The sequence below is a fragment of the Lactobacillus sp. ESL0701 genome (genome assembly GCF_029433445.1).
Taxonomy (GTDB): domain Bacteria; phylum Bacillota; class Bacilli; order Lactobacillales; family Lactobacillaceae; genus Lactobacillus.
The window spans coordinates 284,123-303,114 of record NZ_JAQTIC010000001.1; the positions used below are offsets into that span (position 1 = coordinate 284,123).

The window sequence follows — 18,992 nt, forward strand, 5'->3', positions numbered from 1 at the left end:
GAGCATTTTATCTGCTTCAAGTTCTTTTTACTTGTAGTTTAATCTTGGAAGCCAATCATTAGACCACCATTTTCAACATAAAAACCGCAAAGTCCTTTAACTGGACGGATCATTATCTTGGTTTGTGGATATTTAGCAATAATTTTTTCCTTGAGTGTGGTAGCATCCTTTAAGTTATGGAAGTGGTCAATAATCACCTCACCACCATGAAATCCGCGTTCTTCCATGCGGTTAATAACATCTTTTAATGCCCGTTTCATGCCGCGGATTTTATCAAGTGGCTCAAGTTTGCCCTCCGTACTTGCTTGGGCAACAATATTAATCTTTAGCATTTGGGCAACTTTAGCGACTGCTGGGCTAATGCGTCCATTTAACGACAAGTTGTGTAAAGACTGTAAGACGGCTAGCAAGTGCGTGTGAGTTTGAAAGTGGGCAATTTTTTGTTCAAAATCAACAAACCGAACATGATGATTAGCCAAACGTTGGATTTCATGTAAAATCAATGACAGCTCTGGACCAGCCGACTTGGAATCAACCACAATTATTCGACTTTCGGGATGATTTTCTGCGTAAATCTTTTTTGCTTGATAAGCAGATGAATAACTACCACTTAAGCCACTAGTTACAGTCAGCATAATGGCGCGGGTACTGCCTTCTAGGGCTTTAAGCCAATCGTCAATGCTCGGGCAAGCTGTCTTACCAGCTTCAGTATTAGCTGCCATGCTGGTACTAAGTTCATTTAGGTCTAGTGTTTCATCATCAACAAAATTCCGCTGATTGATAGTGATTGTTAAGGGAACAATTTCAATGTTTTCTTTTTTATTTGGCAGTTCATTAGAACTAGAATCGATAATTATTCTTATTTTATCCATATTAGTATTCCTTATTAAAATAATACTGTTAAATTTACTTTAGCAAAATGGTACTACCTTTTATTTTTAAAAGCTATATTTTTAATTAAAATTATAGTTTTTAGTAAAGGTTTAATTTATTTATGGATTATCAGTCACAATCTGTTCTATCTGATATAATTTACTGGTACTTATAAAAACGTAAAATTACCTATGAAGCAGGGGTTTATCTGACTAAAAAGTGTCAGTATGACTAGAACTTGCTGGTTGAGAATTACGGGTGAAATAATCATGGTTAATTTTGAACAAGAACTAGCAAGCCTAAAGCATGCAGTTGACTTTCAATTATATTTACATAGTTCATGGGGACTAGAATATGAGGTGAATACAGACCAAATGTGGGCAACAGCTAGTTTAATTAAATTGGCGATTGCCGCTTATGGGCAGCAATTATTTCTTAAACAACCTAATCTTTTAGGAGAAAAAGTCACGCTGCAGTCAGAAGATATTGTTCCGGGTGGCACTTTAAATTTGGTATCGCCAAGGGTATATACTGTCAAGGACTTATTACAATTAATGTTAATTCAGTCGGATAATACGGCGACTAATGCACTGCTGACGACGTGGGGCATGGATAAGATTAATGCGTGGCTTAAGAAGAATTACCCTAACGTCTTGTTGCAGCGCCGATTGATGATGCCGCCGACAAATGGTGAAAATTTGGCTAATGCGAAAAGTCTGGGGCAGTTACTTCATGCGGCGTTTAAATATAACGATGAATATGCTCAGACTGTGCAGATAAGTATGCAGCACCAGATGTTTTATGATCGGCTGGTCTGGCCAGTGGCAATGGGCGAATATAGTCAAATTAAGTCTTACAATAAGACGGGGGACTTAATTAATTATCAGCATGATGCCGCGCGGTTAGAATTAGGCGATTCGTGGATTGAGTGTGTTGCGATGACTAAATTTACTCCCAATGAAAAATCACATGCCGTGCAGTTTTTACAGAATGTAGGTCGAATTCTTTGCCAGATGTTGACGGAGCAAAATCCGATTTAAGTTAATTTACGTAATCAAAAAGACAGATTTCTTTAGAAATCTGTCTTTTTTTAGTTAAAAATAAATTTTGATACTTGGATAATTTTACGTATTTGCAAAATTTTCGTGCAATTTTTTGCAAAAAAATTTATTCGTGTATTTACCAACTTTTTGAAAGCAGTTCAATTGTGATAAAGACTATACGTTAATCGCTTTTTTAAAAATGAAAATAACAGCGCTTTTACTGGCTGTAAGGCTAAGGGCAATGAGCAGTAAAATTGACGCTCATAAATCCACGTGTTTATAATTGCTCCCTGTTGTGCTTATTAGTTTTCAAAATATTTAGTTAATCACGAAAGGAATTTTCATATGGGACAAGGTACACACTCATCTGTGCACAAAACTTGGCGCGATAACAGATGGCTGATTGGCCTGTCTGTTGTTATCGCTGGAATTGCTGTTGCCACAGCGCAAAATAAAGTTTCGCCGGTAATGAATATGATCATTACGCAATTCCACACCAATACGTCTGTTGCTGGCTGGATTAGTTCAAGTTTCTCATTGATTGCTGTTTTGCTGTCAATGACTGCTGCTAACCTTGCTGACTCAATCGGAATTCGCAAAGTCGGTATCTTCGCTTTGATTATTACGATTGTCGGCGGCGTACTTGGTATGTTTTCAACCAATATTTGGTTCATGTTATTAACACGGGTTATTGAAGGAACTGGTGTTGGTATCGTTGCTGTTATTGGGCCAGTTTTAATTACGCAATGGTTTAATTCGAAAAACGGATTGAGTATCATTATGGCAATTTGGACATCGTGGATGACGATTTCACAAGTAATCATCTTCTTCACGGCGTCACCAATTACCAGTAATTTTTCATGGCAAGGAATGTGGGGGTTAGCAATTGCCTTCTTGATTGTTGGTTTTATTGCCTTCCTGCTATTTGTTCATCAACCACAAGAAATTGTGGAAGAACACGACAGCCGCAAGGATAACCGATCAACTGCTCGCAAGGTGCTTGATTCAATTAACATTAAGACCCAGTTTAAGGCAATTAAAGCTGCCGGTAAGTCATCTGCATTCATCGGTATTGCTGCATTCTTCTTTGCTTTATGCTCATTTACATTTGTTTCTTGGATCCAATCAGTTTGGGTTCAAAATGTACCGGGACTTTCTCGCGGTCAAATCAATACGATGCTTAGCAGCATGTACTTCTTGGAGATTTTCTTCACGATTCTTGCTGGTGTTGTTTTGGACAAGATTAAATCAGAAAACGGTAAGAAGATTTTTGGGATGACTTGTGCTGTTTTATACGGAATTATTGGTTTAGTAGCCTTTAACTTTATCCATACAACAGCTTTAGCTTGGGCCATCATTATCATTTTCCCAATTTTTGATGGTTCAATCCCAACAACAATTTATTCGCTTGCACCAATGTCTGTTAAAAAGGCACCATTATCAGCTAATGCGATTGGTATTATGAATATCGGTCTTAACGCTGGTACCTTCTTTGCAGCACCACTTGCCGGTTCAATTATGAGCATGGGTTCAAGTATGGTCGGTATTATGTTTATTATTTCGGCAATTTTAGTTGCTTTAGCATTTGGCTTTGTAACGTTGTACGAAAGTAAATAAGCTTATTATTTTTAAGAAAGGAAGTTAACAATGTTAACGACAAATTACGCATTACCTGGTTATTTAAATTTGGTCTTTATGCAAGCTGGCGCTCGGACTCCTGTTTCTGGTTATGTTTCAGAAGCATCAATGAACGAATGGCTTCGCTTTAAGACTGACAGTCAAAAAGCAGAAGTTAAGGAATACTTAGCAAGTAAATCTGCTACTGAAATTGCTGAAATGCAAATTCAAGACAATTTGGATCAATTATTTGAGTACATGGACAGAGCCACAATCTCATACGCTGGTTACCAAATGTTAATCACTCCTGAAACTTACACTCACGGTTTTAGTCCAGTTGCTCATGATTACCCATTGCACGAAAACGACAAGTTCATGAAGCAATTGCAAGATAAATGTGCAACCTTGGGCGTTTGGCTAGTTGTTGGTGCTTACTACCAATTCGAAGGTGACGACGAAGCAAGAAACGTTGCCATTACTATCAACGATGAGGGTAAGGTAGTTAACATTTACGCTAAAGCTCACCCATGGAACCCAGCTGAACCAACTCACCCAGGAATGGGCGAAGGCTTAATGCCATTTGACGGTCCAGAAGGTTCAAAGATTTCCACAATTATTTGTGCTGATGGTGACTACCACGAAATGTGGGATATTCCACGGCAAAATGGTGCCAACTTGGTAATTCGGATTTCTGCTTATATGGATCCATACCAAGAAGGAACAATGATTACTAACCATGAAGCTGCTTACCACAACAACTTCTACGTTGCTTACACTAACTTAGCTGGTCGTGATGATGGTTACCAATGGTTCGGTCACTCAGGTCTTTACGCACCGGGTGGAGCATTATTGCAACATTCAGACTCTAAAGATGCTGAAATGTTCATGGCAACTTTCAACCCACGCGAAGCTAGCTACTTACAAAATTCATCAATGATGGGTGACTTGGGCTATTTGAATGACCACCGTGGTGGTGCTAATCCAAATGCCGGTGACCATGATTACATTGGTTTTAAGGGCTTAGATAGCAGAAAGGACTAATAAAATGGCAGAATACGTTGTAGCACAATATGATTCACACTACTTTGCACAAAGTTACCGCGAAATGCTTGAAAACAGCAAACGTGGCATGATTAACTTCTTCCCAATTACTAAGGATGAATTAGTCAAGGAAGCTGCAGACTATGATTTACGTCTTGGTAATTACAAGTCAGTTAAATTAGGTCAAGTTATCAGTGAATTTGATGGTCAAAACTATCCATCAGCAACTGCTTTAACTCAAGCTTACGTTCGTTGGACAGGCTTAGGCAAGACCAACTTTGACTTAGAAGCAAAATAAATTTCTCGTATATACACAATTTTCCTAGCATAAACACACTTAAAAAAGCTTCGTAATTCAAATCTGAATTGCGGAGCTTTTATTTTGCTTGAAATTACTTAACGTTTAACATTCCTTCTTTAGCATGAATTAAGTTAGTAATGCAGGCACAATATGGAGTTGGCACGCCGTATTTTTGCCCTTTGCGCCAAACAGCACCGTTAATGTAGTCAATTTCTGTTGGGCGGTGATTAACTACTAAGTCTTGATACATTGAAGGGTAGTGATCCATCGTCCAAGTGCTTTCAACGTGTTTAACTACCTCTTTGCGGTCAAGATAGACACCTTCGCGTTCAGCAACGTCAGCAAATTCATCGACAATAGTGCGTGTAATCGCGTCGGCATTTTGCGCGTGACCCAAATCAACGGTAGTTCCTTCTAATAAGGCACAAATGGAGTTGACGACACCATTGACGCAGGCTTTTCGCCAAATCGAGTACAAGACGTTTTCGCTATAAAGGGCATCAATCTTTGACTTATTGAAGACATCGACGATTTTTTGGACTTCCTGTTGACCGCTGGCATCTAAGCACTGCAATTCCGTTTGTCCGCTGCCGTCAAATTTGGTTTCACCTGGAGCCGGCATACTTGCGGCATTCATCGTGACGCCCATGATAATATGGTCTTTAGCAACATATTGCTCTAGTACTTCTTCATGACCTAAACCATTGAGCAGACAAAGAATATAGGTATTTGGTCCAACTACTGACTTAATACTATCAAGCATTGACCCTAAAGCCATTGACTTGGTAAATACAATGACAAGATCGACATTATTAACTTCTTGAGCGATCTCATTTTGCTTGTAAATCGGCATGTTGGCAGTAATGGTCTGACCGTCAATATCAGCTTTAACGCCGTTTTTTCTGATAGCCGCAATATTTTTATCCCAGCCGTCAACAAGAGTGACATCATTGCCGCCGCGCTTTAAAAGTAAGCCGAATCTTAAGCCCATTGCACCAGAGCCTGCAATTACAATTTTCATAATATAATTCCTCCGAAAGATAGTTGATTAATGTGTATATCTTCATTAATTATAATTTTTATGTTGCTAATGAGCAATACGATAAATAATTTAAAATAATTTGCAAATTATTGCGGCAAGCGTTGATTTTAGGTATATCATGATAGTAGGTATATAGATGGAGGGATCATTTAATGGATCATAGAATAGTAACATATCCAGCAATTTTTAAACCACTTGATGATAATTTCTATGTGATTAGTTTTCCCGATATCAAAGGGGCAATTACCGAAGGTGAAGGTTTGCGCGAATCTTTAAAGATGGCAGCCGATACCTTAGCTAGCCGATTGTATGATAAGGCAGTATTACCTAAGTGTAGTGCGCTTGATGAAATTGAGCTAGGCGATGATGGTTCATTTGTCGCGTTGGTTTCAGCTGATTTGACGGAAGCCTCACGTGATCGGATTAATTATGAAATATAAAAGAGCACTCCTAGTGGAGTGCTCTTTTATTAACTTGTTCCAAAAACTAACTTATAATTCTTAAGAACACAGTTATTATAGTATATAAAGCTTAAGATTGCTATTGATAAGGATAATAAATTTTTATGGCTGACGCTTTTTAGTGTGAAAAATTTTTCCCTTCTATTATAATGTAATTTCTATTTAATCAGAGAAATTCTTTTGCAAAAAACGCTAGTTTTAAGGCGTTAATTGACATGAGTAGTGTTAAAGTGCTATTTTTAAGTGGGAGAAAGTTTGGAGTGAACTATGCAAACAATTGAAAATTCTCTGTTGCGTGTCGTAATTGCTGAAGATGGTGCCCAAATGTTTAGTTTGGTAAATCATAGTAATCAGAGTGATTATTTCAAAAGCGATGCTGCGCAAGAGAAGTTGACGGTTGTCTTTCCGAGTGCGGATCAAGGTGAAAATTGGGCGGAGCTCTTGCCTTGGACTGTTGTTGATAAGGGAGACGCACGTGTTAGTTTGGCTTTGATTGATGATGCAGTAAGCTATAAGAAGTTTCCGTATCATTTTGAAATGATTTTGACTTATGCGCTTGAGGGCAACCGGATTGATCTTAAATGCTATTTGAAGAACAATTCACATAAAGAAATGCCGTTTTCTTTGTCTTTTGTATTGCCGGTAATTAATGACTGGATGGTTAAGGAAAGTGTCAATGAAGTTGAATTAACCAATCAGAAGGCAACTATTAAGTTGAACTCTGCCAATTTTGCTTTAGCTGCCAAAGACGAGCAGGTAGTTGCATCAATTGATAATGCGCTCTTGGCAGGAGATAATGATAACGAATTTCAATTAACTTTGGCACTTAGCTAAAGATGGTAATGATTTTAATAAGAAGTTGAGAGCAAGCCAGCATTGGTTTGCTTTTTTTGCTATAATACATTCATTGTTAATTAATATTTGGGTAAGAAAATGGATCATAACGATAATCGCACGAATAAAAGTCGGGTAGAGTTGCACGCTAATTATCGTCGGCGGCGACGGGTTTGGACTTGGCTAATAAGTATCATTACGGTTGCTGTTGTAGCAGTGGCTGCTTATTCAGCGTATGTTTATTATCGAACCAAGACAGCGGTTGATAGTACATACGACAGCAATAATCAAGTCCAGATTAAAAAGGGCGAATTTAACGGTAAGAAAAAGTTTGCCGTTTTATTACTCGGAACTGATACAGGAGCACTTGATCGGACTGAAAAAGCCGGTAATACAGATACAATTATTTTGGCTGTTGTTAATCCACAAAAGAAACGGTACACGTTAATGTCAGTTCCGCGTGATACAATGGCGCAAATGGTTGGTGCAGAGCAATTTCAAGCCGAAAAGATTAATGCTGCCTATGGCATTGGCGGCGCCAAGATGACAATGGCTAGTGTTTCGCAGTTAATCAATGTGCCAATCAAGTACTATGCCTTGGTCAATATGAAGGGGATCATGCGTCTCATTCGTTATGTTGGCGGGATTAACATTAGACCAACACTTAGCTTTGAGTATAGCGGCTATGTTTTTAAGAAAAATCAGTTGACCCATATGGGCGGCGGTGGAGCGTTGGCATATTCGCGAATGCGTTATGATGATCCACAAGGAGATTATGGTCGCCAGCAGCGCCAGCGCCAAGTTATTACAACTTTGATTAAAAAGGCCGTTTCGATTAGCACGTTGACTAAGCTAGATTCAGTGTTGACCTCAATTTCAGGTAATGTCAAGACTAATTTACCGTTTAAAGCCTTAGAAGAAATCGCGTTTAATTACCGAAGTTCAACTAAAGATGTTAAGAATGACTATCTACATGGTCATAATGCAACGATTGATGATGCTTCTTATCAAGTGCAGTCAACTAAAGAGCTGCAGCGTGTTTCTGACTATATACGTGGTGAATTAGGATTACCGTTAATGCCAATTAGTAATAATGAAACTTATCAAAATAAGCGTAATATTGCTGGGGGCTTTGATTTTTCCGATCCAGCTACGCAGGATTATACTATTTATCAGAATTATCGAGAGCAAAATTCACAGGAGGAAGATGATAATTGATGGCACGTTTGTGGTCAATCTTAATTGGTTATGTACTGGGGAATTTGCTAGGTGCAATGTTGATTGGTCGGTTTGTTTTTCATCAAGATCCGACCAAGGTCGGTTCTGGTAATCCCGGAACGGCTAATGTCGGTGCTGTTTTTGGTAAAAAATGGGGCATTATTACCTGTTTAGGCGATTTTTTGAAAACCGCCATCGCACTATTAATAGTTGCTAGCCTTTTCCCTGGTCGCGTTAACTTGGCGTACACAGCTTTAGGGCTGATTTTGGGACATTGCTTTCCAATTTTAAATAAGTTTCAAGGCGGCAAGGGAGTTGCCGTCGCAGGATTATTTGCTTTAATTTATGATTTTCCAGCAGGTGTTGTTACTTTGCTGATTGCCTTAATTTTAGTGATTATCATGAAAAACCTAACGGTACCGCCGCTTGTTTTTATATTTTTGTTTAGTTGTTATGAATTGACAAAGATTAAGGAAGTCGGCATTATTCTATTAGTGATCGCGCTAATTATGACATTTAAGTTTAGGCATGATCTCTACGACTTTTTGGTCGGTAAGGGCAAAAAAGTCGATGTTTTATACACAATTAAGAAAAAGTTGGGTATAAAGGTACAATAAGAGATAAAATCAATTTTTAGTGAGGGTAGATACTAGAAACATGAATAAAAATAAAAAAACGTTAAAGACTGTGCAGGTTATCTGTCTGCTGGTTGCAACTTTCTTCATGTTAGTACAAATGTTTAATTTGCGAGGCGTTGCTTCTAGAGCACATTTTTCGTTTATTCGGTTTGTGCCAAACATGTTGTACAACGCAACAATAATGCTTGTCCCCATGGTCTTTGGTGCTGTTTACAGTAAGAAAAAACAACATGCAAGTGAAAGTCTTAGGTACTGGCTGTTAGGGGTAACAACTTTAATTGTTTATTACCTGCTATTCTTTATTATTTCACCAAGTCACTTTAATATGTGGCGTGTATGGGGAATGCTCTTTCCAGTTATTACCAGTACGTCAGTTTTGTTTGCAGGATTAATCTTCAGCTTGCTGGCTCAGCCATATTTGTATGATCTGCAACACAAGTTAAGTGACAAGCAAAACCTGCTAGTGTTGAGTATCTTAACGGTATTAGGTTTTGCTTTAAGTGCTGGTAATTTAACTTTTCAATATTCGCTTTATGGCTTGTATTTGATTTTGTTCTTTGCTTGGGGAATGTTCCTCGCCAATCTTAAAATTGACGGTAAAATATTGGGTGCTTCCTTATTTGCTGGTTTAGTTTCTTTCTTTATCGTTTTAATAGGAGTTCCGGGATTTGATGCCGTTTATTGGTCACAATTAATTTCTGGTAACGGTGGCGGCGATTGGAACAGAGAATTTTTGAACAATCCCTCATCACCGTTTATGTTCCTAATGGTGGCAGCAGCCTTTTTACTATTTAAAAAGGTCATAGTTACCTTTAGCGCGCGCGAGATGCGCTACTTTATTCCAGTAATTATTTTTATGGATGCGCCAATTTCGAGCAAATTCATGAAGGTCTTTACCTTTACTGGTTCTTCGACAATCAATAAGCTCATTATGATTGTCTTAATGATGCTAATTGCCTGGGGCTGGTACTATGTTTTAGACCGCTATCTGTTTAAGTGGCGGCCGTTTAAACAGGCAATTGATTATCTCGATCGCGAAACTAATTTGGCCAATGTTTGTGTAACTGCTTGGCATGGCTTTACTAAGTGGGTTGTAACTAACCGCGTTAATCTTTTAACGTGGGGCTGGTTCTACATTTTAAGTTTTGCGTCTTTCTTAATTGAATCTGATAATTTACGTATTCAGATTAGTACGGCTAAGAATATTAATGCAATTGTTTATCTTTTGGGAACGAAATTCTTTGCAATTGTTCTAACGACAATCTTCCTTGATGCCTTGTTCTCAATTTTTTACTTCATTACCACGCGGTACTGGACTTCAAATATGCTAGTCAGCGTGATTGGTATTGGTTGGGCTGTTGCCAATAAGATTAAGATGAATTTGCGTGGTGAGCCGATTTATCCAACTGAAATTAGCGAAATAGTTAACTGGAAGACCTTGCTGCCAATGATCGGTAAGGGAATGGTTATTGCTATTTTAGTTGCCCTAGTAGTAATAATTGCTCTGGATATTTTCTTGGAGAAGAAGTACCCAATCAAGAAGCGTGGTTCATGGAAGCGGCGTGGCATTTGGGCGCTGCTTAGCTTACTACTATTCTTAACACCATTGCGGTTTAATCACGATAATAGTTTTATTTATTACATCAACCTTGGTTTTGATAACCACCAGAAATTCCGTAATCCCGAACGTGATATTCAGGTTAACGGGCCAGTGCTGAACTTTTTGAACTACATTGATTTGCAAATTATGGATCAGCCAAATGGCTATTCAGCATCAACAATCAATCAGTTAAACCAAAAGTATGCAAAAGTTGCCGACAAGATTAATAAAACGCGGAAGAATGACATTAATAAGCAAACGGTAATCTTCAACTTGAGTGAAAGTTTTGTTGATCCGTATACTTTCCCAACGATTAAGTTTGACCGTGACGCGCCAAATCCGGTTAAGTTCATTCAGTCAATGAAGAACCGCTCAACTTATGGTTCAATGCTTAGTGCCGGTTATGGTGGCGGTACGGCCAATATGGAATGGGAGACGCTGACAGGATTAAACATGGGAATGTTCAAGTCAACGCTGACACCATACGTTCAAATCGTACCAAATTACAAGTTCTACCCAACAATCGGGATGGATTTTGATTACAAGTCTGCTATTCACCCATTTATTGGGACTTACTACTCAAGAATTGGCGATTATCGGATCTTCAAGTTTAATAAGTTTGCTTACTTGGGTTCAGGTTATAAGATAGTTGACCAGAAGAAATTGGGTCGTAGTAGTTATAATTCTGATTTCACTACTTATGCGAATGGTTTACATCAAATTAATTCACGTAAGGGCGGTCAATTTATTAATCTAATTTCAATTCAAAACCACATGCCATATGATAACTGGTATCCCAAGAATGAATACATGGGTAAGATTTCCGGTGACTTGTTTAAGACTGCCGCGGATCGTGAACAAATGGCTACTTATGTTAAGGGAACACAATATACCGACAAGGCAGTTAAGAAGTTTATTAAGCAGATAGACAAGATTAAGAAGCCAATTACCTTGGTCTTTTATGGCGATCACTATCCAAGTATTTTGTCACAAAGTTACACCGCGAAGTATCCGGTACAAATGCACTCAACACGCTACTTTATTTACTCAAATAAGTATGCTCGTGACCATGGTGCCAAGATGAAGCTGTCAACTAAGGACAATAATTATGTGAATACAAGTGACTTTATTGCCATGATGCTGCAACAGACGGATTCAAAGGTTACACCATATCAAGCCTTATTAACAGAAGTTCACAAAGAATTACCAGCAATTACGATTAATTTTGCCGGCGACAAGGGCTTCAACTTGGTTAACCGTAAAGGTGAAATTGTTGATCCAAAGAAATTAACGAAGAAGCAGCAAAAGCTACTTGCTGATTATGAAATGGTTCAATATGACATGACCTCGGGTAAGGCATACGGTTTGAAGGCAAAAGGCTTTTACAAATAATTAAAAAATAATGTTGACTAATTAATAAAAAATTAGTATTATTCATTTATCATCATGATGAAGTAGCACTTCGATTCAGTGATCAGAGAACTAGCGGTTGGTGTGAGCTAGACAGGTCGAAGGTGACGAAATACGAGTTGGGTGGTTCCCGTAAAGACCAGATAAGACACTGCAAGAGGTGTAAACGTGGGTGGTACCACGGCTAAAAAGTAATTTAGTCGTCCCTAGATTCTGATTGAATCTAGGGGCGTTTTTTGTTGGAGGAAAATAATGGCAAACTTTGATATTTTAGAAGACTTAAAATGGCGTGGCGCCATTAACCAAGAAACTGATGAGGAAGGTTTACGCAAATACTTAAACGAGCATGACGACTTGGCATTGTACTGTGGGACTGACCCAACTGGTGATTCGCTGCATATTGGTCACTTAATTCCCTTTATGATTTTGAAGAGATTCCAGCTTGCCGGTTACCACCCAGTAATTGTTATTGGTGGTGGTACGGGAACAATCGGTGACCCTTCTGGTCGTAAGTCAGAACGGACATTGCTAGATGCTGAAAAATTACACCAAAATGAAGTTGCTTTGACTAAGCAAATGGAAAAATTGTTTGGTACAGAAAACTTTCAAATCGTCAACAATGCTGAATGGCTGGACAAGTTGACGCTGATTGACTTTTTGCGTGATTACGGTAAGCATTTCCAAGTTAATAACATGCTTAATAAAGACGTTGTTGCCAGTCGACTAGAAAATGGAATTTCCTTTACTGAATTTTCTTACCAAATTTTGCAGGCGATTGATTTTAATGAATTGAACAAGAATTATGGTGTGCAAATGCAAATCGGCGGTAGTGATCAGTGGGGTAATATTACTGCCGGAATTGATTTAATCCATAAGTTGCAGGGTTCAGATAGACAAGTCTTTGGTTTGACTATTCCTTTGATGTTAAAAGCTGATGGTACCAAGTTTGGTAAATCGGCTGGTGGTGCTGTTTGGCTTGACCCAGAAAAGACCAGTCCTTATGAGTTCTACCAATTCTGGATTAATCAAGATGACCGTGATGTTGTTAAATACTTGAAGTACTTTACCTTCTTAAGTCATGAAGAAATCGACGCTTTGGCTGAAGCTACTAAGAAGGAACCATGGAAGCGGGCAGCACAAAAGAAGTTAGCTGAAGAAGTAACCAAGTTTGTCCATGGTGAAGACGGCTTAAAAGAAGCCCAAATGATTACTGATGCGCTATTTTCTGGCGACATCAAGAACTTGTCAGTTAAGCAAATTGAAGAAGGTCTAAAGAGCGCGCCAGCTGCCGAGGCGGATAGCAGTGTGAAGAATATTGTTGACTTCTTAGTTGAAACTAAGGTTGAAGACTCAAAGCGTCAGGCACGTGAAGACATCAAAAATGGCGCAATCTATATTAACGGTGATCGGGAACAATCAGTTGACTTTGACATTGACCCAGACAAGGCTTTTGATGGTAAATACGTCATTGTTCGTAAAGGTAAGAGAAAGTACACGTTAGTTACAATTAAATAGTTGAGGTAGGTATTTCAAGTAAGGAATACCTATTTTTATTAGCACTATGTTAATAATTGAAATTACAAGCTAACATTATATAATTGAAGAGTGCTTAGTTAGTGAATAATTTTAGGAGAATAATTATGGATGCAGAACAAATTATGGTAACAACGACAGAGCTAATTCCCGGTAAAAAATATGAGATTATGGGTGAAGTCTTTGGCTTAACTACACAATCAAAAAATATGATTAAGAATATGGGTGCTAGTTTAAAGTCAATGGTTGGCGGTGAAATACGTTCTTATACGAAGATGCTAGAAGAATCGCGGAATGAGGCATTAGCAAGAATGCGTCAAGCAGCTGCGGATAAAGGTGCAGATGCGATTGTGATGATGCGCTTTGATTCTGGCTCGATTGCTAGTGACATGCAATCAGTTGTTGCCTATGGCACGGCAGTTAAATTTATCAGTTAGTAAAAATAATAATTGTAATCTAAATAAAAAATAAGGCATCTCCTGCTTGCGGAATGCTTTTTTGGTACAATAGAATTGCCACTTTAGCTCAGGAGGTAGAGCACCGCCGTGGTAAGGAGGAGGTCCCCAGTTCAAATCTGGGAAGTGGCTTAATGCTATTGAAATTAACAGAAAGGACACCTAAAGTGGAAATAACTGAGGTAATTAACTTTGTTAAAAAGCAGCTTAAAGATGAAAAAACTGGTCACGACTTTTATCACGGTCAACGAGTAGCGCACTTGGCTAAAAAAATGTATTTACAGGATAATCCTAATGCCCATCAAGATAGTCGCATGGTGGCAATTATTGAAGCTGCCGGGTATTTACATGACACAATTGATGAAAAAGTTTGTCCAGATCCAGCAGCGGTACTAACTAATATTCAAAAAATATTACCACAGGTTGGCTTTACGTCTTTAGAAATTAAGGACATTTTGTTTACAATGCAGCATATGTCATTTTCTAAGAATATTGAACATCATTATCAATTACCTGTTTCGGGACAATATGTTCAAGATGCGGATCGAATTGAAAGCCTTGGTGCAATCGGGATCGCGCGTGCTTTTACTTATGGTGGCGCGCATGGCAATATGATCTATGATCCAGCAATTAAGCCGCAAAAGTTAGTTAGTCATGACCAATATCGGCAGCATCAGGAGACGACAATTAATCACTTTTATGAAAAATTATTCCAGCTTGAGGATTTGATGAATACAGTTGGCGGTAAAAAAGAAGCACACGTTAGAACTGAATATATGCGTGCTTTTGTTAACGAATTTATCCAGGAATGGGATGTGTAAAATGCGAGCAAGGGTTGTGATTTATAATTGCCAAACCCAGGCTTTACTGCTAATTCATCGCTTGAAGGATGGTCGTGATTATTGGGTGGTTCCAGGTGGCGGCGCTAAGGACCAGGAAACGCCTGTTCAAACGGCAATCCGTGAAGTTCGCGAAGAATTGCAAATAGTTTTAACGCCTAAAGATTTACACCAGCTGTTTGTCTTACAGGAGCAAGAGCGTGAAGTTTTCTTCTGCGCGCAGTCTGTTCAAGCAACTACGCCTAAGATTAGCGGTGAAGAAAAAGAGCGGTCAAATTCAGCCAATAGCTATTTACCTACTTGGGTGAAATTTAGTAAATTATCCCAGCTTAATTTAATGCCCCCACAGGCAAAGCTAAAAATCAATGAATATTTAAAAAATTAAGTACCAGTTTTTAATAAAGATGCTGGTGCTTTTTTATTTTAATTTATTTTAATTAGGATTAATATTGAACAAAATTATTAGCAAATTCACAGAGGTTAAAGTATGAATAAAAAGCGATGGCAATGGCTAACAATTGTTCTTGGAATAAGTCTTATTATGACGGCTTGTACGGGTAAAAAACAAGATACTTCTACTAGCAAAAGTAGTCAGAATAGTATTGCCTTGATTACTGATAGTAGCGGAGTTGATGACCAGTCATTCAATCAGGCAGCATGGAGTGGCTTTACGGCTTTTGGTAAAGAACACAATTTAAAGCGTGGTAGCGATTACCAATATTTTCAATCAAATAGTGCAGAAGATTATACCCCCAACTTCAATCAAGCAGCTAGTTCTGGCTACCAGACGATTTTTGGTGTTGGCTACGCGCTAAAAGATTCGGTTAAGACAGCGGCAGTTCAAAATCCCAAGAAAAATTTTGTCATTATTGATGATGTGATTACCGGTCAAAAAAATGTGGCATCGGTTACTTTCAAAAGCAATGAAGCATCATATCTAGCGGGTGTTGCAGCCGCTTATACGACTAAAACCAATTCTGTTGGTTTTGTTGGTGGTGCTAAATCTAGCATCATTAATTCTTTTGCGGCAGGGTTTAACCAAGGCGTTCAAGCTGGTGCAAAAGCACTGCACAAAAACATGACAGTTAAAGATGAATATATTGGCAACTTTACGTCGACTGATAAAGCAAAATCAATTGCTCAGTCGCTGTATTCAAACAGCTGTGACATCATTTATCAGGCAGCTGGAACGGCAGGTAATGGTATTTTTCAAGAGGCCAAGGATTACAATCAAATGCATTCACCGTCACAAAAGGTGTGGGTAATTGGTGTTGATGTCGATCAAGCAAGGTTAGGCAATTATAAAACCAAAAATGGACAGAAGGATAACTTTACGCTAACTTCGGTTTTGAAAGGATTAGGTGTGGCAACTAAATCATTAGCAGATTCGGCTGCTAAAGGTAAATTTCCCGGTGGTCAGCATTTAGTCTATGGCCTTAAAAATAATGGTGTGGCGGTTACCAAAGGGAATTTAAGTGTAGCGGCTTGGACGGCTGTTCAAAAGCAGCGTACACAAATTATTGCTGGAAAAGTTAAGGTCACCCAATCAGCAAAATAGTTTTTTTAAGACGCGAAAGCGTCTTTTTATTTGGCTAATTTTACATAAGTCGACAAATTTTGAAAAACTTTCAAATTATGCTTTGAAGCATACAAAAATAATGGTGTGACTGTCTTGGAACATGTTCTAGACCAATTATAAGAATCTTGATAAATCAACACTTTATCTTGTGGTGCGATTTTGACATAACCACTAAATCTTGTTATTTTAATAACTGAAAAGATATTTAGGGGGTTACAACATGAGCATAAGGTTCAAGAAAATTTGGTCAACTGCAGCACTGGTCTTTACGGCTGGGCTGGTGTTAACAGCATGTTCTGGTAAAAAGCAGGGCGGCAGTGGTAATACTGATGATAGTGCCAAACACTCCATTGCCTTGGTAACAACGGCAGCTGGGGTTAATGACAATTCGTTTAACCAGTCAGCATGGAATGGGTTTAAGGCATATGGTAAGCAGCATAATTTACAGCGCGGCAAGAATGGTTACCAGTATTTCCAATCAAGTAGTGATGCTGACTTTGTTCCTAACTTTGATCAGGCTAGCAAAGCCGGTTATCAAACAATTTTTGGGATTGGCTACAACTTAAAAGATGCTGTCAGTTCAGCAGCTAAGAAAAATCCCAAGAAAAACTACGTGATTGTGGATGAGGTAATCAACGGGCAAAAGAATGTTGCTTCGGCTAACTTTAAGAGTGAACAAGCAGCCTACCTAGCAGGGGTTGTCGCTGCTGCTGAAACTAAGACGAATGTAATTGGTTTTATCGGTGGCGTTCATGGCAATATTATTGACATGTTTGATGCTGGCTTTACCAAGGGCGTTAATGATGAAGCTAAAAGGCTGCATAAAAAAGTAACACTTTTGAACCAATATGCTGGTAGTTTTACCAGTGCCGATAAAGGCAAGGCAATTGCCCAATCAATGTATGCCAAAAAAGCGGATATTATCTTCCATGCTTCTGGCTCTACTGGTGATGGACTATTCCAAGAAGCCAAGTCAATTAACCAAAATCGCCCTGCTTCTAAGCGTGTCTGGGCAATCGGTGTTGATGTCGACCAGTCATATTTAGGCAATTACAAGTCAAAGGACGGCAAAAAGGCGAACTTTGTTTTGACTTCAGTGATTACTGGTGTCAATATTGCCACCCAAGATATTGCTAATCGGGCATATAACGGTAAGTTCCCTGGCGGAAAACATCTTGTTTATGGTCTCAAGACCAATGGTGTCTCAATTAAACGGGGGCAGATTACACCTGCTGCTTGGAAGATTGCCCAAGAAACACGGTCACAAATTATTGCTGGGTCAATTAAAGTACCAATTCACCCAACTAAATAGTTCGCTATTTAGCGCATACAAATCTGCTTTTGCCAATAATAAAAAATAATACTATTGCAATTACGTATTTTTAAGATAAAATAGATATGAATAGTTCGTTATTTATGGAGGGCAGGAAATTGCAGCGTAAATTTGGTAAGTTTTTAGCTTTAGGAACGATTGTGGCATCAGTTAGTTTGGTTTTGAGCGCGTGTTCTGGCAAAAAGCAAAGTTCGGGAAGTCAAAATAGTAAAGGCAGTGTTGCTTTAATTACTGATAGTAATGGGGTTGATGATCAATCATTTAATCAAGCTGCTTGGCAGGGCTTTAAGGCTTATGGTAAAGAACATGGCTTTACCCGTGGTAAAGGCTACCAATATTTTCAATCAGATAGTGCTTCAGACTTTACTCCTAACTTTAATCAAGCTGCTAAGTCAGGCTACCAAACAATTGTTGGTGTTGGCTATATGTTAACGGATTCAGTTAAAGCATCAGCTAAAAAGAATCCTAAAAAGAATTTTGTCATTATTGATGATGTAATTACGGGACAAAAGAATGTTGCTTCGGTTACATTTGAAAGTAATCAGTCTTCTTATTTGGGCGGGTTAGCAGCAGCCTATACAACCAAGACGAATAAGGTGGGCTTTATCGGTGGTGCTAAATCCAGCATAATTGATAAGTTTGAAGCTGGTTTTAAGCAAGGAGTACAAGACGGAGCTAAGGCTTTGCACAAACAAATTAAGGTTTCAACTGAATATGTTGGGAACTTTTCTTCAACTGACAAGGCTAAGTCAATGGCCCAATCAATGTATGCCAATAAGACCGACGTTATTTTTCAAACAGCGGGTGCCGCTGGTAATGGTGTCTTCCAGGAAGCCAAGGATCGCAATCAAGCACGACCAGCTAATCAAAAGGTGTGGGTAATTGGTGTTGATGTTGACCAGGCTAATCTGGGTAACTACAAGACTAAAGATGGTAAGAAGGATAACTTTACTCTGACTTCAGTTTTGAAGGGACTGGATGTTGCATCCAAGTCATTAGCCGATGATGCTTATCATGGTAAATTTCCGGGTGGCAAGCACTTAGTTTATACCTTAAAGGGTAACGGTGTTTCACTGACCCGTGGTAATTTGTCTGCTAAGACTTGGGCCGCAGTTAATCGGGCTAAGGCGCAAATTATTGCTGGTAAAATCAAAGTTCAAGAAACGACTAAATAA

At 38.7% G+C, this 18,992-nt stretch carries 18 protein-coding genes and 1 tRNA gene; 17 read left to right on the plus strand and 2 right to left on the minus strand.

Features of this window, described 5'->3' with window-relative positions; all coding sequences use genetic code 11:
- Nucleotides 1-38: 38 nt before the first annotated feature.
- On the minus strand, nt 39-872 hold the full coding sequence (locus PT281_RS01305) for a DegV family protein (protein ID WP_277151317.1): 834 nt from the start codon (nt 870-872) through the stop codon (nt 39-41).
- A 270-nt stretch (nt 873-1,142) separates the two neighbouring features.
- Between PT281_RS01305 and PT281_RS01310 the strand changes: the two genes are divergently transcribed.
- The 4 genes from PT281_RS01310 (at nt 1,143) to PT281_RS01325 (ending at nt 4,872) form a co-directional block, all read left to right on the plus strand.
- Nucleotides 1,143-1,913, plus strand: coding sequence for a serine hydrolase (locus PT281_RS01310; protein WP_277151319.1), 771 nt, complete (start codon nt 1,143-1,145; stop codon nt 1,911-1,913).
- Between the two features lie 348 nt (nt 1,914-2,261).
- Nucleotides 2,262-3,533, plus strand: a complete 1,272-nt coding sequence (locus tag PT281_RS01315; RefSeq protein WP_277151320.1) for an MFS transporter — start codon at nt 2,262-2,264, stop codon at nt 3,531-3,533.
- Between the two features lie 30 nt (nt 3,534-3,563).
- Nucleotides 3,564-4,574 carry a nitrilase-related carbon-nitrogen hydrolase gene (locus PT281_RS01320; RefSeq protein WP_277151322.1) on the plus strand — a complete coding sequence of 337 codons (1,011 nt, stop codon included), beginning with the start codon at nt 3,564-3,566 and terminating at the stop codon, nt 4,572-4,574.
- A 4-nt stretch (nt 4,575-4,578) separates the two neighbouring features.
- A complete protein-coding gene (locus PT281_RS01325; protein WP_277151324.1) occupies nt 4,579-4,872 on the plus strand; it encodes a hypothetical protein in 294 nt (97 codons plus the stop codon).
- Between the two features lie 94 nt (nt 4,873-4,966).
- On the opposite strand, the gene PT281_RS01330 is transcribed toward PT281_RS01325, so the two are convergent.
- The gene (locus PT281_RS01330; RefSeq protein WP_277151326.1) at nt 4,967-5,896 is read right to left on the minus strand and encodes a 2-dehydropantoate 2-reductase; all 930 of its coding nucleotides are present in this window, start codon (nt 5,894-5,896) and stop codon (nt 4,967-4,969) included.
- A gap of 173 nt (nt 5,897-6,069) precedes the next feature.
- On the opposite strand from PT281_RS01330, the gene PT281_RS01335 reads away from it, so the two are divergent.
- The 13 genes from PT281_RS01335 to PT281_RS01395 all read left to right on the plus strand — a co-directional run bounded on the left by PT281_RS01335 (nt 6,070) and on the right by PT281_RS01395 (nt 18,992).
- Nucleotides 6,070-6,357: a type II toxin-antitoxin system HicB family antitoxin gene (locus PT281_RS01335; protein ID WP_277151328.1), complete on the plus strand. Its 288-nt coding sequence runs from the start codon at nt 6,070-6,072 to the stop codon at nt 6,355-6,357.
- Between the two features lie 288 nt (nt 6,358-6,645).
- Nucleotides 6,646-7,212: an aldose epimerase gene (locus tag PT281_RS01340; RefSeq protein ID WP_277151330.1), complete on the plus strand. Its 567-nt coding sequence runs from the start codon at nt 6,646-6,648 to the stop codon at nt 7,210-7,212.
- 99 nt (nt 7,213-7,311) lie between these two features.
- A complete protein-coding gene (locus PT281_RS01345) occupies nt 7,312-8,430 on the plus strand; it encodes an LCP family protein (RefSeq protein ID WP_277151332.1) in 1,119 nt (372 codons plus the stop codon).
- Nucleotides 8,430-9,047, plus strand: coding sequence for a glycerol-3-phosphate acyltransferase (locus PT281_RS01350; RefSeq protein WP_277151334.1), 618 nt, complete (start codon nt 8,430-8,432; stop codon nt 9,045-9,047). Before PT281_RS01345 ends, PT281_RS01350 begins: the two co-directional genes overlap by 1 nt.
- A 40-nt stretch (nt 9,048-9,087) precedes the next feature.
- Nucleotides 9,088-12,060: an LTA synthase family protein gene (locus PT281_RS01355; protein WP_277151336.1), complete on the plus strand. Its 2,973-nt coding sequence runs from the start codon at nt 9,088-9,090 to the stop codon at nt 12,058-12,060.
- A gap of 270 nt (nt 12,061-12,330) precedes the next feature.
- The gene (gene tyrS, locus PT281_RS01360) at nt 12,331-13,593 is read left to right on the plus strand and encodes a tyrosine--tRNA ligase (RefSeq protein WP_277151338.1); all 1,263 of its coding nucleotides are present in this window, start codon (nt 12,331-12,333) and stop codon (nt 13,591-13,593) included.
- A gap of 125 nt (nt 13,594-13,718) precedes the next feature.
- On the plus strand, nt 13,719-14,048 hold the full coding sequence (locus tag PT281_RS01365; protein ID WP_277151340.1) for a heavy metal-binding domain-containing protein: 330 nt from the start codon (nt 13,719-13,721) through the stop codon (nt 14,046-14,048).
- Between the two features lie 77 nt (nt 14,049-14,125).
- Nucleotides 14,126-14,198, plus strand: a tRNA-Thr gene (locus PT281_RS01370).
- 35 nt (nt 14,199-14,233) lie between these two features.
- Complete coding sequence (locus PT281_RS01375; RefSeq protein ID WP_277151342.1) at nt 14,234-14,887, plus strand: HD domain-containing protein; 654 nt, start codon at nt 14,234-14,236, stop codon at nt 14,885-14,887.
- A 1-nt stretch (nt 14,888) separates the two neighbouring features.
- On the plus strand, nt 14,889-15,290 hold the full coding sequence (locus PT281_RS01380) for an NUDIX domain-containing protein (RefSeq protein ID WP_277151343.1): 402 nt from the start codon (nt 14,889-14,891) through the stop codon (nt 15,288-15,290).
- A gap of 102 nt (nt 15,291-15,392) precedes the next feature.
- On the plus strand, nt 15,393-16,463 hold the full coding sequence (locus PT281_RS01385; protein ID WP_277151345.1) for a BMP family ABC transporter substrate-binding protein: 1,071 nt from the start codon (nt 15,393-15,395) through the stop codon (nt 16,461-16,463).
- Between the two features lie 241 nt (nt 16,464-16,704).
- On the plus strand, nt 16,705-17,796 hold the full coding sequence (locus PT281_RS01390) for a BMP family protein (RefSeq protein ID WP_277151347.1): 1,092 nt from the start codon (nt 16,705-16,707) through the stop codon (nt 17,794-17,796).
- Between the two features lie 119 nt (nt 17,797-17,915).
- Complete coding sequence (locus PT281_RS01395) at nt 17,916-18,992, plus strand: BMP family ABC transporter substrate-binding protein (RefSeq protein WP_277151349.1); 1,077 nt, start codon at nt 17,916-17,918, stop codon at nt 18,990-18,992.

Coding starts and splice junctions, on each gene's coding strand:
- PT281_RS01325 (WP_277151324.1), top strand. CDS start 4,579: ATGGCAGAATACGTTGTAGCACAATATGATTCACACTACTTTGCACAA.
- PT281_RS01365 (WP_277151340.1), top strand. CDS start 13,719: ATGGATGCAGAACAAATTATGGTAACAACGACAGAGCTAATTCCCGGT.
- PT281_RS01385 (WP_277151345.1), top strand. CDS start 15,393: ATGAATAAAAAGCGATGGCAATGGCTAACAATTGTTCTTGGAATAAGT.
- PT281_RS01390 (WP_277151347.1), top strand. CDS start 16,705: ATGAGCATAAGGTTCAAGAAAATTTGGTCAACTGCAGCACTGGTCTTT.
- PT281_RS01350 (WP_277151334.1), top strand. CDS start 8,430: ATGGCACGTTTGTGGTCAATCTTAATTGGTTATGTACTGGGGAATTTG.
- PT281_RS01380 (WP_277151343.1), top strand. CDS start 14,889: ATGCGAGCAAGGGTTGTGATTTATAATTGCCAAACCCAGGCTTTACTG.
- PT281_RS01340 (WP_277151330.1), top strand. CDS start 6,646: ATGCAAACAATTGAAAATTCTCTGTTGCGTGTCGTAATTGCTGAAGAT.
- PT281_RS01305 (WP_277151317.1), bottom strand. CDS start 872: ATGGATAAAATAAGAATAATTATCGATTCTAGTTCTAATGAACTGCCA.
- PT281_RS01320 (WP_277151322.1), top strand. CDS start 3,564: ATGTTAACGACAAATTACGCATTACCTGGTTATTTAAATTTGGTCTTT.
- PT281_RS01335 (WP_277151328.1), top strand. CDS start 6,070: ATGGATCATAGAATAGTAACATATCCAGCAATTTTTAAACCACTTGAT.
- PT281_RS01310 (WP_277151319.1), top strand. CDS start 1,143: ATGGTTAATTTTGAACAAGAACTAGCAAGCCTAAAGCATGCAGTTGAC.
- PT281_RS01330 (WP_277151326.1), bottom strand. CDS start 5,896: ATGAAAATTGTAATTGCAGGCTCTGGTGCAATGGGCTTAAGATTCGGC.
- PT281_RS01345 (WP_277151332.1), top strand. CDS start 7,312: ATGGATCATAACGATAATCGCACGAATAAAAGTCGGGTAGAGTTGCAC.
- PT281_RS01355 (WP_277151336.1), top strand. CDS start 9,088: ATGAATAAAAATAAAAAAACGTTAAAGACTGTGCAGGTTATCTGTCTG.
- tyrS (WP_277151338.1), top strand. CDS start 12,331: ATGGCAAACTTTGATATTTTAGAAGACTTAAAATGGCGTGGCGCCATT.
- PT281_RS01315 (WP_277151320.1), top strand. CDS start 2,262: ATGGGACAAGGTACACACTCATCTGTGCACAAAACTTGGCGCGATAAC.